The organism is Achromobacter semiaridum, assembly GCF_053543755.1.
In genome coordinates this window covers 125,691-140,652 of record NZ_JBLVOL010000031.1, presented here as the reverse complement: position 1 = coordinate 140,652, position 14,962 = coordinate 125,691, and the positions used below count along the sequence as shown (strand labels likewise).

7 protein-coding genes and 1 pseudogene are annotated in these 14,962 nt (G+C 67.4%); all 8 read right to left on the bottom strand.

Going from position 1 to position 14,962, the window contains the following annotated elements:
• Positions 1-50: 50 nt before the first annotated feature.
• The gene (locus tag ACNPP0_RS10220; protein WP_448705813.1) at positions 51-7,967 is read right to left on the bottom strand and encodes a hypothetical protein; all 7,917 of its coding nucleotides are present in this window, start codon (positions 7,965-7,967) and stop codon (positions 51-53) included.
• Positions 7,968-8,030: 63 nt separating this feature from the next.
• A pseudogene (locus ACNPP0_RS10215) lies at positions 8,031-8,516 on the bottom strand (hypothetical protein); the annotation flags it as partial.
• 555 nt (positions 8,517-9,071) lie between these two features.
• Positions 9,072-9,746, bottom strand: a complete 675-nt coding sequence (locus tag ACNPP0_RS10210) for a response regulator (RefSeq protein WP_332608371.1) — start codon at positions 9,744-9,746, stop codon at positions 9,072-9,074.
• 12 nt (positions 9,747-9,758) lie between these two features.
• On the bottom strand, positions 9,759-11,771 hold the full coding sequence (locus tag ACNPP0_RS10205) for a type IV pili methyl-accepting chemotaxis transducer N-terminal domain-containing protein (protein ID WP_448705794.1): 2,013 nt from the start codon (positions 11,769-11,771) through the stop codon (positions 9,759-9,761).
• Positions 11,772-11,896: 125 nt separating this feature from the next.
• Complete coding sequence (gene mobB / locus ACNPP0_RS10200; protein ID WP_332608373.1) at positions 11,897-12,394, bottom strand: molybdopterin-guanine dinucleotide biosynthesis protein B; 498 nt, start codon at positions 12,392-12,394, stop codon at positions 11,897-11,899.
• Positions 12,391-13,050, bottom strand: coding sequence for a carbonic anhydrase (locus tag ACNPP0_RS10195; protein ID WP_219990274.1), 660 nt, complete (start codon positions 13,048-13,050; stop codon positions 12,391-12,393). The genes mobB and ACNPP0_RS10195 overlap by 4 nt, the downstream gene beginning before the upstream one ends.
• 16 nt (positions 13,051-13,066) lie before the next feature.
• Entirely contained in the window at positions 13,067-14,116 is a 1,050-nt protein-coding gene (moaA, locus tag ACNPP0_RS10190; protein ID WP_448705812.1) for a GTP 3',8-cyclase MoaA, read from the bottom strand.
• Positions 14,117-14,157: 41 nt separating this feature from the next.
• Positions 14,158-14,955 carry a peptidylprolyl isomerase gene (locus tag ACNPP0_RS10185; RefSeq protein ID WP_448705793.1) on the bottom strand — a complete coding sequence of 266 codons (798 nt, stop codon included), beginning with the start codon at positions 14,953-14,955 and terminating at the stop codon, positions 14,158-14,160.
• Between the last annotated feature and the right edge of the window lie 7 nt (positions 14,956-14,962).

Genomic DNA, 14,962 nt, shown 5'->3' with positions numbered 1-14,962 from the left:
CCCAAGCCCACCGGCTTGCCGGAAAATCGTTCCGGCAGGCCGACGTTCCCTTACCACTGATAGCCTGCTCCGATCACCGCGCCATACGTACCGCGCGTGTTGGTGGAACCGGACAGCTTGTAGACCCAGCTGCCGCTGGCCGACACGGTGGACAGGCCCATCGCAAAGCCCTGCTGCCCGTCATACGTGCTGCCGGCGATGGAGAACATGCCGCGCCCCGGAGCGTAGGCTTGCGCCAGGCCCGCCACGGCCAACGCCGTGGCCGTGCCGCCCGCCGCATCCCGGCGATAGCGATCAACGTCGTTGCGCAGGTTCTGGAACTTGCCGTCGGTGTAGGCGTTGGACTGCTGCAACGCGCCGCCCAGCCCTTCGTTCAACTGTTGCACGTTGACGGCGTCGTGGTTGTCCACGCCATCGGCCACGTTGCCGAGCGTGACCGGCGCACCGCCGTTGCCCAGCGTGACGCGCGAGTAATCCACCGCGTCCGTGCCCGGCGTGGTGGCGTACTGCACAGACCCCTGCTTGGCGGCGTCCAGCTGTTGCACGTTGACCGCGTCCGTCTGCGCCGTACCAGCCGCCACGTTGGTCACCTGACGTTCCGTGCCGGCCGCACCGACGGACACGACGTTTGCGCGTCCGCCATCGGTACTGTCCGCCCCCAACGCCACCGAGTTGGCGCCACGGGCTTCGGCGCCGTTGCCCAATGCGGTGCTGCCACTGCCCGAGGCGACCGCGCCCGCGCCGGCCGCCGTGGCGTCCGCGCCGGTGGCCGTGGGCGCCGGTGTGGCGCTGGCCTGGTTCACCTGGAACATGCCGCTGCCGCCTTGCGTCAAACCGCTATTGACGGTGGCGATCTGCTGATCCGTGTACTGGTTGGCCTGTATCACCGCGCCATCCAGTTGCCGCAGGTTCACGGCGTCAGTGGCGTTTTGCGCGTCGGCCACATTGCTGATCGTGCGTTCGGCGCCCGCCGTGCCCAAGGACACCGTGCCGGCGATGGTGTTGGACACGCCGGAGTACTTGCCCGTGTAGGCCGGTGCCGCGCCCATGTCGGCCACCGCATTCGCACCCAGCGCCACGTCGCCCGCTTGCAATGCTTGCGCGCCCGAGCCCAGCGCCAGGGAGTCATTTCCGGAGGCGCTGGCGGCCGCACCCAGCGCCACGCCCCGATCGCCCGCGGCGCTTGCCGATGCACCCAAGGCCATCGACCGCGAGCCGCCCGCCAGTGCCGACGTGCCCAAGGCCACGGCCGAGTCCAGCGAGGAACGCGCCGAAGACCCGATCGCGATGCCGTTGATGGCGGTGCTGTCCACTTCCGCGGTCAGGCCGATGCCGATGCCAGCGTCCCCGTTCACCACCGCCTGGGGCCCGACGGCAATGGCGTCCGTGCCGACGGACAGCGAGTCCACCAGCGTGCTGTTGGCGTGGAAGTACTGGGTGCCCGTCACCGCGACCGATGCGATGGCGCCTTGCAACTGGCGCACCGTCACGGCGTCCTGGGCCTGGGTGCCGTCGGCCACGTTGATGACCTGTCGCAGCATGCCCGGCGCGCCCACTGAGAACGCCCCCGGTGCCACGGCACGCGTCGCGGCGCGTGTCACGGCGGCCCGATCCGAGATGGAGCCTTCGCCGATGGCGACACCGCCATCCACAGTCACCTGCGTGTTGGCGCCCATGGCCAGGCTGCCCGCGCCGTCGGCCTGTGCGTTGTAGCCGATGGCGGTGGCGCCCTGCCCCCGCGCATACGCGTTGCCTTGCACCATGCCGTTGTCGTTAGTGCGCTCGTAGCGCGACCCCTGGCCGTTGACGATCGGGTCAAGCGAGCCGGCGTTGTTGTTTACCGTGCTGGCCAATTGCATCATGGCTTCGTTGGTGGCGAACAGCTGCGCCCCGTTCACGGCGTCCCAACTGCTTGCGCTGAGTACGCCCGGCGCCACGCTGGTGATGATGCTGGGCCCGCCGATGCTGCCGTGCGCGGCGGTGTACGCGCCCACGCCGCCATTGGATGTGGGGTCCCACATCAGGGCGTCGTAGTTGACTTGGCCCAGGCGCGTATTGACCGTCTGCAATTGGCGCACGTTGACCGCGTCGGTCAGCTCGCTGCCCGGCGCCACGTTGGTCAGCTTGCGCAGGTTGCCGGGCGAGCCCACCGAGACTTCACCCGCCGAGCTGACCGTGCCGGCCAAACCAAAGGCCACATACGCGTTCTGCGCGCCCATCGACACTACAGACCCCTGGCCCAACGCCACGTTGGCGCCGGTCAAGCCGGCATTGATGGTTGCGCCCTGGCCCAGCACAGTGGAATTGGCCACGCCGTTGTCGCTAGCCTGGTTGCCCAGCACGACGGACGCCGCGCCCGCTGCCAGTGCGCCCAAGCCGCCCGCCGCGCTGTTGGCGCCCGCTGCCACGGGCTGCGCGGTGGTGACCGACGCATCCGCCACAAAGGGCCCCGACTTGCCGCTGCTGATGTTGGACACGGTGGCATCCAGCCCGCCAATCGCGTTGCCCAGCGTCGTGTACGTATTGCCCTGCACGGTGTAGGTGGGCGCACTGATCGAACCCGTGGCGGGGTCAAAGGCCGATCCGCCCCCCAGACCGGTCGCCACGCTTGCACCCAGCAATGCCGCCGAGCCCTTCAACTGGCCGACGTTGACGGCATCGGTATCGCCGCTGCCCGCCGCCACGTTGGTGAGCGTGCGCTCGGCGCCTGTCGAACCGAAGGACACTTCGCCCACGGAACGTTGCGGGCTGCTCAAGCCGTACGCCGCGTAGCCGCTTTGTGCGCCCAGGGTTGCCGTCGAGGCCTGTCCCAACACCACGTTGGAACCCGTGATTCCCGTCGTAACACTGGCGCCGTTACCCAGGATGGTGGATGCCGCGACGCCGTTGTCGGTGGATTGGTTGCCGATGACGGTGGACGCATCCCCCGTTGCCGACGCGCCGAACCCGCCCGCTGCGCTGTCCGCGCCCGACGCCAAGGCCTGGACGGTGGTGACACTGTTGTCGGATACGAACGGCCCGCCCTTGCCGCTGCCGATCGTGCTGACCGCCGAATCCAGCCCGCCGATGGCGCTGCCCAGGTCGGAGTACGTGTTGCCTTGCACGCCGTAAGTCGGCGCGCTGACTGTGCCGGTCGTTGGATCGAACGCCGATCCGCCACCCAGGTTGGACGCCACGCTGGTGCCAAGCGTGTTCAGCCCTGAGGTTGCCGCGTTCGATACACCCGTCAGTTGCCCGACGTTCACGGCGTCCGTGGCGGCGCTGCCGGCTGCAAGATTCGTGATCTTGCGTTCCGCACCCGACGTGCCCAAGGACACTTCGCCGCTGGAGCTTTGCGTGGCCGTCAATCCGATTGCGGTGTAGCCGGTTTCGGATCCGATCGTTGCCGTCGAGCCTTGACCCAGCGCCACGTTGGAACCCGTCAAGCCCGCCGTGATCGACGCGCCTTGCCCCAGGACGGTGGAACCGGCCACCGCGTTATCCGTCGCGGAATTGCCCAAGACCGTTGAAGCGACGCCGGTCGCCGACGCCCCAAACCCACCCGCCGACGCATCAACGCCCGACGCGACGGCTTGCGTCGTCGTCACGCTGTTGTCCGACACAAAGGGCCCGATGTTGCCACTGCTCAGCCCCGCCACTGCCGAGTCCAGCCCGGAAACTGCCGAGTCCAGGCCGGTAACTGCGGAGTCCAGGCTGGTGACGGCGGAGTCCAGATCGGAAACCGCGGAATCCAGTCCGGTGACCGCAGTGTCCAGCCCACCAATGGCGCCGCCCAGGTTGGCGTACGTAGCGCCCTGCACGCCGTAGCTTGGCGCGGTCACGGTACCGCTTGTCGCATCGAACGCCGATCCGCCGCCAAGGCCGGACGCCAAGCTGGTGCCAAGCGTGTTCAGCCCTGAGGTTGCCGCGTTCGATACGCCCGTCAGTTGCCCGACGTTCACGGCGTCCGTGGCGGCGCTGCCGGCTGCAAGATTCGTGACCTTGCGTGTTGCGCCCGACGTGCCCAAGGACACTTCGCCGCTGGAGCTTTGCGTGGCCGTCAGTCCGATTGCGGTGTAGCCGGTTTCGGATCCGATCGTTGCCGTCGAGCCTTGACCCAGCGCCACGTTGGAACCCGTCAAGCCCGCCGTGATCGACGCCCCTTGCCCGAGGACGGTGGAATCGGCCACCGCGTTATCCGTCGCGGAATTGCCCAAGACCGTTGACGCGACGCCGGTCGCCGACGCCCCAAACCCACCCGCCGACGCATCAGCGCCCGACGCGACGGCTTGCGTCGTCGTCACGCTGTTGTCCGACACAAAGGGCCCGATGTTGCCGCTGCTCAGCCCCGCCACTGCGGAGTCGAGGCCGGCCACTGCCGAGTCCAGGCCGGTAACTGCGGAGTCCAGGCTGGTGACTGCGGAGTCCAGGCCGGTAACCGCCGAGTCCAGGCTGATGACCGCCGAGCCGAGGCCGGTGACCGCAGTGTCCAGCCCGCCAATGGCGCCGCCCAGGTTGGCGTACGTAGTGCCCTGCACGCCGTAGCTTGGCGCGGTCACGGTACCGCTTGTCGGGTCGAACGCCGATCCGCCGCCAAGGCCGGACGCCAAGCTGGTGCCAAGCGTGTTCAGCCCTGAGGTTGCCGCGTTCGATACGCCTGTCAGTTGCCCGACGTTCACGGCGTCCGTGGCGGCGCTGCCGGCTGCAAGATTCGTGACCTTGCGTTCCGCGCCCGACGTGCCCAAGGACACTTCGCCGCTGGAGTTGTGCGCTGCCGCCAAACCAATTGCCGTATAGCCCGTTTCGGATCCGGTCGTTGCCACGGAACCTTGACCCAACGCCACGTTCGATCCGCTCAGCCCCGTCGTGATCGAAGCGCCCTGACCCAGCACCGTGGAATTCGCAACCGCGTTATCCGTGGCCGAATTGCCCACAACGGTGGACGCCGCCCCGGTGGCCGACGCACCGAAGCCCGCTGCGCTGCTGTTCGCGCCCGAGGCGAGCGATTGAACCGCCGTCACGCTGTTGTCCGAGACAAACCCACCGGTCTTGCCGGTTACCAGGCCGGTCAGCGCGGTGTTCGCACCGGCCAATGCCGCGCCCACATTTGTGTACGCCGTGCCCTGCACCGTGTAGCCGGGCGCGCTGACCGTGCCCGCCGTGCTGTTGTAGGTGGCGCCGCCGCCCAGGCCGGTGGCCACGCTGGTGCCTACGTTGGAGGCCGCGCCGCTCAGCTGGCCCACGTTCACGGCGTCGGTCAATGCGCTGCCGGCCGCCACGTTGGTGATCTTTCGACGGCTGCCCGCCGTGCCCACCGACACTTCGCCGGCGGAGTTCTGCGCCGCCGCCAGCCCGAACGAGGAATAGCCGGCTTGCAACCCGATCGTCGCCGTCGAACCTTGGCCCAGCGCCACGTTCTTGCCGGTCAGGCCCGCCGTAACCGACGCGCCCTGGCCCAGGATGGCGGAGTTGGCCACCGCGTTATCGGTCGACTGGCTGCCCACCACGGTAGAGGCCGCGCCGGTGGCCGACGCGCCAAAGCCGCCCGCCGCCGCGCTGGCGCCGGAGGATACCGCCTGCACGGTCGTCACACTGTTGTCCGCCACAAACGGGCCGATCTTGCCGGTGGCCAGGTTGGTCGCGGCCGTGTTCAGCCCGCCTATCGCGGTGCCGACGTTGGTGTAGGACGTGCCCTGCACGTTGTAGGTCGGGGGGCCGATGGTGCCGGACGCCGGGGTGTAGGTCGCCCCCCCGCCCAGGTTCGTCGCCACGCTGGTGCCCACGTTGTTCATGCCCGTGTTGGCCGCGCTGGTCACGGCCGTCATCTGCCGCACCGTGACGGCGTCCGTCAGGTCCGAGCCATCCGCCAGGTTCTTGATCTGACGCTTGCCCGTGGCCGTGCCGACGGAAATGGCACCCGCACCCATGTTGGAGGTGTTGTCGAACGCGATACCCGCGATGGGCCCCGCCGTGCTGGGCGACACCAGGCCGCTTGTCTGCACGTTGGACGAGCCCACCGCGTTCGTGCCCAGCGCAACCCCGCCCGGCACTGCCGATGTCGCACCCGCGCCCAACGCAATCGAGGCGATGCCCGTCGCCTGCGCGCCCACGCCGATGGCGATGGCGTTGCCCGCCCCCGCCGTGGCCGTCTTGCCGAACGCCATGTCGTTCACCCCGGTGGCGGCGGCGCTGGCGCCCACGGCCACGGCGTCCGTACCGGTCGCGCCCGAGTTGGCGCGCGTATTGCTGCCCGCGCCCGTCACCGTGGAGTTGGCGTTGAAGTAGTTGGTGGGGGTGGGCGCACCGGCGGAGATCTGCTGCGCCACGGCGTACAGCTGCGAGCCGTTGACCGCGTCGGTACTGTTTGAACTGAGCAGGCCCGTCGCCACGCGCTGAATGCGGCGCACAGAGCCCGCATCGCCCACGCTGACCACCCCGGTGGGCGAACCCTGGCCCCCACCGAAACTGTAGGTGTTGCCGCTGATCGTGCTACTGCCGTAAGACGTCATGCCGGCCGTGCTGGTGGACAGTGCCGCCGTGGTGGACGCATTGCTGCCCAGGGCCACGGAGTTTGCGATGTTGGTGTTGGCCAGATATCCCAGCGCCACCGTGCGGTCCACCGTGACGTTGCTGCCCGCGCCCCGGCCGGCTGCCAGGTTGTCGTCGCCGGACACGCTTTGGCCTGCGTCCTGCCCGATGGCGGTGGTGCCCTCGCCCGTAGCCAGCGATCCCGCGTACGCGCCGATGGCGGTGTTCTGCCCACGGCTGGCCAGGGTGCCCGTGCCCGCGCCTACGCCGATGAAGGTGTCTTCCAGCCCTTGGGCAATGGCGCCCCGGCCGATCGCGACCGACGAGGTGCCCGTGGCGAAGGCATTGGCGCCCAACGCCACCGAATTCGACCCGGCCGCACTGCTTTGATAGCCGACCGTGACGCTGTTGGCGCCCGCCGTCACGGTTTGATAGCCGATGGCGACGGCCTGGCCCGATGTCGCGGCGGCCTGATAGCCCAGCGCGATGGTGCTGGCTGATGTGGCAAGCGAACCCGAACCCATGGCGATGGATGCCAGCCCCGTTGCCACGTTCAAGTCGCCGATGGCGACTGCGCCTTGCCCCGTTGCCGGGTTGGTGTTGCCGATGGCGACCGCGCCGCGTCCCGAGGCATTGGACGAGAAACCCGCGCCGAATGCGCCGTTGCCGCCGTGCGCCTGCGATCCCGCCCCCAGCGCCACCGCCCCCGGCGTGACCGCCGAGTTTGCGTTGCCGATCGCCAGCGCGCCGATTGCGGTCGCACTGTTGTCAGCGCCGACGGCGACCGCGCCCGTGCCGGTGGCCGTGTTCGGGTCTCCGATTGCCACGGCGCCGTCGCCCGTCGCGCTTTGCTGACGTCCGATGGCCACCGCGCCGCCGCTCACCGTGGCGGCGTTGGCCGAGGTGCCCGCCGACCCGATCGCCACGTTCTGGCCGGTGGCGTTGGACCTGGCTCCATCGCCTACGGCAATGCCGAAAGCACCAATTGCGCGTGCATCACGGCCCACCGCGATGCCCGACGTTGCCACGGCAGTCACCGAAGACTGCCCGCCGATAGCGATGCCGTTGATGGCGGCTGAAGAAGCGCCGGTCGTGGCGTTGCCGCCCAGCGCGACCGCGCCCGCGGCGGTGGCACGCGCGCCATTGCCCGCGGCCAGGGAACTGCCGCCGCTGGCTTGCGCGTTGTTGCCGATTGCCGTGTCGTTGATCGGGCCACCAACGGTCGCGCCTGCAACCGCGCTGGACCCGATCGCCAGTGAATTCTGATTTAACGCCTGCGCATTGACGCCGGTGGCAATCGAGCCGATGCCGCTGGACGCGGCGCCCGCACCCAACGCCACCGCGCCGGTCGCGGTTGCGGTCGACGACACGCCGATGGATACGGCATTGCCCGCGCCGGTGCTGGCCAATTGGCCCAGGGCGACGGTGCTATTGCCACTTGCCGTTGTATTCAGCCCCATGGATACCGAGCCTGCGCCAAGCGCTGTCGATCCCGTGCCCACCGCCAGAGAACTGTTGCCCGACGCCGTCGAGCCTTGCCCCAAGGCCGTCGCGCCGGTATTGGAAGCGGTGGACCCCGCACCCACCGCCAAGGTGTTGTTCGCCCCCGCGTTCGCGCTGGACCCGAATGCCGTCGCGCCGATACCGGTGGCGGAGGACTGGGAGCCCACACCCGTCGCATTGTTGCCGGTCGTTGAGGAAAGGCGCCCTATCGCAATGGAGTTGGATCCCGTGGCAATCGACACGTCGCCGATGGCGATACTGACGTTCGTTGCGGTTGCCCCGGACCCGCCGCCGATGGCAATGGAGTTCGCATCGACCGAGGCGGGCGTAAGTCCACCCGTTGTGATGGGGTTAACAGCCATGCCCTGGACGGCGGTGCCTGCCCAGACCGAGCCTCCCATTGCCGCCGCGAGTATCAATGGCGCCGCAATGCCCCCCGCCCTGCGCAAGGCGGCTTGACGGGCGCCCCGATTGGATTTCCCACGGGATTTCGTCAATTCCGACACGACGACCCATGCACCGGTCACACGGTTCCAAACGAGGCTATAGATTTTGTTCACGGCCAATCTCCATTGACGAATTTCGCGATTCGCCAGCAGTAAATGCGACGCTGATTCTTGTAGTAAGAATCAGAGGATTTTTCCCAGCAAATTCAGACATTTCTGTCACGAATCCTAGTGAAAGGAATTAATCCGACTTGTGTTTTGTCGCTAGCGCGTGAAACCTCGTATAAATTCGATCTGAATAATCAGATGGCAAAAACGAATTGCTCGAAAAGCAACCGCGCGCAAATGATTCGCCTCGCACCGGTTCAGCAGCGCGCAGCAATAGAGGCAATATCGGGAAAGTGTTCTGCCCGTTGACGATGCCCCGGACGGGCATGGCGGAACGATGAAAAAATGGACGGGCCACCCGGCGATACCGAATCGGATTCGGTATGCCAGCCCCTTGAAATCTAATTTATATGAACTGGGAGGAATCGGGATAGTCCCGTCGTACTAGTATTGAATCTCGTCTTAGATTCAATATTTCAGGGCCGTCATTGTTTAGTGACGCTGCCGTCATTCTTCTTCGGAATACAGGCCGTGTTCCACCGCATAGACGGCCACTTGCACCCGGCTGGTCAGGTTCAATTTCTTCAACACGTTCTGCACGTGGATCTTTACCGTGCTTTCGCTGACGTCCAGCTCGCGCGCGATGACCTTGTTGCTGGCGCCGCGCGCCAGGCATTGCACGATCTGCGTTTCGCGGGCGGTCAGGCGGTGGCGCTCGGCCACGCCCTTGCCTTGCGCGGCCTGCGCCGCTTGCGTGGCCTGGCCGCGAAATTGATCGACCAACTTGGCCGTCATGCTCTCGGCGATGACCGATTCGCCCCGCGCCGCGCGCCGAATGGCGGATGTCAGCACGTCGGCGTCGATGTTCTTGACCAGATAGCCCCGCGCGCCATCGCGCAAGGCCTGCCCCAGTTCGTCGGCTTCTTCAGACACGGTCAGGATGATGACGGCGCAAGACGGCAGATCCTGCGTCAGCAGTTGCAGCGTTTCAAGGCCGGACAAGCCGGGCAGGTTTAAGTCCAGCAGTATCACATCGGGCTGCAATTCCTTGGCGCGCTTGATGCCTTCCACGCCGTCGCCCGCCTCGGCCACGACTTCAAAGTCGGGCTGGCGTTGCAGCAGCAGGCGCACGCCGGAACGGAACAGGGTGTGGTCATCGACAAGCAGAATACGGATGGGCATGGTCAATAAAGGTCAGGCGGCCTGGCGTTCACTGCCGGGCAAGGTCAGCATGACGCGCGTACCGGCGCCGGGCTGCGATTCGAGTTTTATCACGGCGCGCATGCGGGCCGCGCGCTCTTGCATGATGTGCAGGCCCACGTGCGCGTCGCCGCGCGCCGCCACGTCGGCGGGGTCGAAGCCCTGGCCGTTATCGACGATGTGCAGGCTGAAGTCGCGGTCGTTGCCCACCGTGACGTCCACGCGGCTGGCCTCGGAATGCTTGCGCACGTTGGACAGCGCTTCTTGCAGGATGAACAGCACTTGCAGTTGCTGGTCGGGCGGCAAGGGCGCGCCTTCGCCGCGCTCAACGCGCAACGCGGTGTCGATGCCGGTCTGCCGGCGAAAACGATCCACGGTGCTTTCGATAGCGGCTTGCAGGTCGCCCTGCCCCAGCTTGGTGCGGAAGTTGTTCAGCAGTTCGCGCACATCCTGATAGCTTTCGTCGACGCCGGTGCGCAGCAGCGGCAAGATTTCAGCCACCTCGTCTTCGTCGCCGCGCTTGACGGCCGCGTCCAGCATCTGCAATTGCAGGTTCAGGAAATTCAGCCCTTGCGCCAGGCTGTCGTGCAGCCCTTGCGCGACCAGCCCGCGTTCCTGAACCACGGCCAGTTGCCGGGCCTGCGCACTAAGGCGGCGGTTGTCCAGCGCCACGCCCAGATGCTGGCCCAGCGTTTCAAGCAGCTGCGAATCGGACGGCGCCAGCCGGCGCTGTTGGCGGAAATGCAGCGAGTACGAGCCCAGCACTTCGTCGCGCGTCACGATGCGAAAGACCGCCACGCTGGCAAAGCCATCGCGCACACAGTTCAAATCCATGTCGGGGGGGGAATGCCGAAAATCCTGGATGACGACGACGCCCGCCTGGCGCGTGGCCACGCCGCAATAGCAGTCGTCCACCTTCATGCAGTGTTCGGATTCCACCAGCGCGTCGGACAGGCCCACCGACACCACCAGGTTCAGCTTTTCATTGTCGGGGTCCAGCGCCCGGATGCTGCCGCCGTCGGCGTCGAATTGCAACATGACGCGGCGCAGGAAGCCGTCGCACATGGCTTCGATGTCGTTGGGCTGGTTCAGGAAAGCGGCCATGTCGTACAGCGCGCCGATGTCGCGGTTTTGCGCGGCCAATTGCGCCGTCTTTTGTTCAACGCGCGTTTCCAGCCCGGTGTACAGGTCTTGCAGCTGGTCGGCCATGCGGTTGTAGCCGCGCGCCAGCACACCGAATTCGTCTTCGCTTTCCACGGGCAGGCGGGTGCTGAAATCGCGGTCGGCCATGCGTTGCAGACCATCGCGCAAGCGCAGCACCGGCGCGATGATCCACAGGTACAGCAGATAGATCATCGCCAGCGTGCCGGCGCAGGCAATCGCGGCCAGCACGCCTTGCGACAGCCGCAACGCCGTGGTCTTGCCGGCGTTGTCCTGCTCGATCATGCGCACCAGCGTGTCGGCGCGCGTCACGAATTCCGGCAGCGTCTGTAAATAGATGGCCGCATCCGGCTGCGCCAGCGCCCGCAATGCCGCGGGCTTCATCACGTCGTGCCAATAGTTGGCCACGTCATGCCATTGCGTGCGGATCGCTTCGTTATTGGGGATGAAGAGCGGGCGCGCCGGGTTGCCGCGCGCCAGGCGGGAAATGGTGTCGTCCATTTCGGCCATCTGTTCCTGGCTGCGCGCTTCGCGGCCGGCTTGCGGGCGCATCAGCTCGACCGCAACGCGGTTGGCGCGCATGCGCAGGCTGCCGGTGTCGTTGATGGCGGCGCCCGCGCCTTCCAGCTGCCAGGACAGCCACAGCGTCCAACCGATCATCGACAGCACGACCACCAGCGCGGCCAGCGAACTGGCGACGATGCGCGTGGACAGCCGGTGCCGGGGGGACGGCAGGCCGTCGGCGTCGGCGTCCGGGGAGGCAGTGCGGGCGTTGACGGCAGTGCGGGCGTTGGCGCTACTGTCCGTCGAGGTGGCGGTACCGGCGGTGGACGGAGAAGTCGTCATGGTGATCGGATCAGGGCGATGCGGGACTTGCGATGCGGGACTTGCGATGCGGGACTTGCGATGCGGGACTTGCAATGCCTGCAATGCCTGCCGTGCGTCCCGCGCGGTCGCTAGTGTATTCGCCTTCAGGGCAGGCCCAGTTGGTCGCAAAGGAAGTCCACCACCCGCGCGGGGTCGTTCAGCGGCAGGCATGGCAAGGCGGTATCCAGGGCAGCGTCGGTGGCAACCGCCAGAAAACCGCCGTCTTCCGCATGCAACGGTGGCTTTCCCAGGGCGGGCCGATAGACTTCGATGCGCGCAATCGCGGCCTGCTTGAAGCCTTCGACCAGCACCAGGTCGGCGGGCGACAACCGCGCCAGTTGCTCGTCCAGCGTGGGCTCGGGCGTGTCGCGCAATTCATGCACGATGGCGTAGCGATATGGCGAGGCCACCATCACTTCCTGCGCGCCGGCCGATCGAAAGCGCGCGCTGTCCTTGCCGGGCGGCTCCATCTGAAAGTCGTGATGACTGTGCTTGATGACGTTCACGCGCAGGCCGCGCGCCGCCAACAGCGGCAGCATCGCCTCGATAAGAGTGGTCTTGCCGCTGCCGGACCGGCCGGCGATACCGAAAACTGGGCTCATGCGTGCTCCGAAAACAAGGGACAGACAATGGGCAGAAACGCATCCGCCCGGGGCGAGTATGCCAGCAATGCCCCGGCCACCAGATCGAAGTACCAGCCGTGCAGCGTCAGGCTGCCCGCCGCCACCGCGCGCCGCACAAAAGGCAGGTCGTCCAGGTTGCGCAGCGAAATCAGAATGGACGCCTGCTCGCACGCGCGCCGCCGTTCGGCGTCGGTGGCGGCGGGCATCTGCCGCAGCACCCGGTCGCGGGCCGGCTCGGCGATATCCATCCACCGTTCCAGGTAATCAGTTTCGCCGTCGCTGCGGGTGCGCTGTTCCATCAGCGCCCGGATGCCGCCGCAATGTGCATGGCCCAGCACGATGATGCGGCTGACTCGTAACTGTTCAACCGCGAATTGAATCGCGGCCAGCACGCCTTGCAGGCCGCGATCCGCGCTGGCGGGCGGCACCAGGTTGGCCACGTTGCGCACGGCGAAGATGTCGCCAGGGTCGCAGCCCAGCAACATGGCCGGGTCGACGCGGGAATCGCAGCAACCAATCAGCAAGGTGCTGGGGTGCTGCCCGTCGCGCAGGTGGCGGTACAGCGCGGGCGCGTCTTCGTAGTACTGCTGTTGAAAGCGTTGGAAGCCGTCGATGAATCGTTCGATGTCGCGCATGGTTGTTCCTCGCCCTTCAGCCGCCCGTCTGCGCCATGAAGCGCACGATGCGTTCCGGCTTTTCCTGGAAGTCGTGGCGTTCTGGTTTGCTGGCGATGCCGGCCAGGATGGCGCGCGTCAGCTCGGCGTCGGTCGCGCCGGCGCGCAGCATGCGGCCCAAGGGCACTTGGTCCTCTTGACCCAGGCACAGATACAAGGTGCCGTCCACGCCCAGGCGGACGCGGTTGCAGGCCGCGCAGAAATGGCGCGACATGGGGGTAATGACGCCCAGCACCGGCGCGCCATGGCCGGCTGTCCAGTAACGGGCGGGGCCGGGGCCGGAGCCCGCCTGCCTGACTGAGCCCTGCCCCGACGCCCCGCCCGCTACCGGCATGGCCGGGATGAGCCCTGCCTCGGCGGCCAGCGTGGCGCCCAGCGCGTTCAAGTCCGTATGCCGCATGCCTTGCCCGCACGTACCCATCGGCATCGGCTCGATCAGGCGCAGCACGAAGCCCTGCGCCACGGCGTAATCCAGCAGCCGCCGCACGTGCGCTTGGGGCGTGGCCGCGTGCACGACGCTATTGAGCTTGATGGGCGCAAAGCCTGCGTCGCGCGCCGCCGCAAGGCCGGCCAGCACGTCCGTCAGGCAGTCGCGCCCGGTGATCCTGCTGAAGGCGTCTGCATCCAGCGTGTCCAGGCTGACGTTCAGCCGCGTCACGCCCGCCGCGCGCAGCGCCCGCGCATGACGCGCCAGCTGCGTGCCATTGGTGGACACCGACAGGTCGGACACCCCGGGCATGGCGCCGATGGCGGCGGCGAGGTCCGCCACGCCCCGACGCAGCAGCGGCTCGCCGCCCGTCAACCGGACCTTGCCGACGCCCAGCGCAACGAACAGCCCGATCAGCCGCGCCATCTCGGCGTGGGTGAGCCAGTTGGCGGGCGTTTCAAAGCCCTTGAAATCCTTGGGCAGGCAGTAGCTGCAACGCAGGTCGCAGCGATCGGTGACGGACACGCGCAGGTAGTCGATGCGTCGGCCAAAGCCGTCGGTCAGCGTGCGCAAGTCGCGGACGGCGGCGGGGTCGTCCATTGCCGCGGAGTCGTCCATTACCGTGGGGCCGTCCATCACCATCACGCGGCTCTCTCGCCGACCACGCGATCCGCCTCGCTGCCTTGCAGGTCGATGCCCTGCACGTCCGCCTTATCCACCAGCAGCTTGGTGTATTGCCGCCAGGCCGTGTCCTGGCTCATGGCCGACAGCGCCGCCGCGATCTGCTGCGCCACGTGTTCGTAGGGCAGCATGCGGCCTTCGATACGGCGCGTGACCCGCACGATGTGCAAGCCGTGCCGCGTGTGCAGCAGTTGCGGCAACAAGCCGCCCGACGGCAGGGCGAACACGGCGCGTTCGAACTCGGGCACGGTGTCGCCCCGGCCCAGTTGGCCCAGGCTGCCGCCCACGGCCGCCGACGGGCAGTTGGACTGCTCGCGCGCCACCTGGGCAAAGCTTGACGGATCGGCCAGCAAATCTTGCAGCACCGCGTTGGCATGCGCGCGCAGCATGTCCAGGTTGACGTCGGGTGTCACCTGGAAAAGGATGTGATCGGCTTCGACCAGCTCCCCGACCATGAAGCGCTGCGGATTGGCGTGATAGAAGCGCCGGCAGGCGGCGTCGTCCGCCATGGGCGAGGCGGCCCGGCGGGCCAGCAAGGCGGTGATGATGGCGTCTTCGTTGTCGCCGATGGCGCTGTCGCCGGCGTCATCGAAATCGGCGTTGTTGACGTCCAGCCGCCGCGCCTCGTCCAGCAACACCCGGCGCAGGACCAACGCCGTGATGGCGTGCCGCATGGGGTTGCTGGTGTCGGCATGCAGCGGCAGTTCACGTTCCAGATCGGCGTCGTTCAGTTCGACGCCATTGACGATGACAGGCATGTTGGGC

Coding starts and splice junctions, on each gene's coding strand:
- ACNPP0_RS10220 (WP_448705813.1), bottom strand. CDS start 7,967: ATGGGGCTGAATACAACGGCAAGTGGCAATAGCACCGTCGCCCTGGGC.
- ACNPP0_RS10195 (WP_219990274.1), bottom strand. CDS start 13,050: ATGCGCGACATCGAACGATTCATCGACGGCTTCCAACGCTTTCAACAG.
- moaA (WP_448705812.1), bottom strand. CDS start 14,116: ATGGACGACCCCGCCGCCGTCCGCGACTTGCGCACGCTGACCGACGGC.
- ACNPP0_RS10205 (WP_448705794.1), bottom strand. CDS start 11,771: ATGACGACTTCTCCGTCCACCGCCGGTACCGCCACCTCGACGGACAGT.
- ACNPP0_RS10185 (WP_448705793.1), bottom strand. CDS start 14,955: ATGCCTGTCATCGTCAATGGCGTCGAACTGAACGACGCCGATCTGGAA.
- ACNPP0_RS10210 (WP_332608371.1), bottom strand. CDS start 9,746: ATGCCCATCCGTATTCTGCTTGTCGATGACCACACCCTGTTCCGTTCC.
- mobB (WP_332608373.1), bottom strand. CDS start 12,394: ATGAGCCCAGTTTTCGGTATCGCCGGCCGGTCCGGCAGCGGCAAGACC.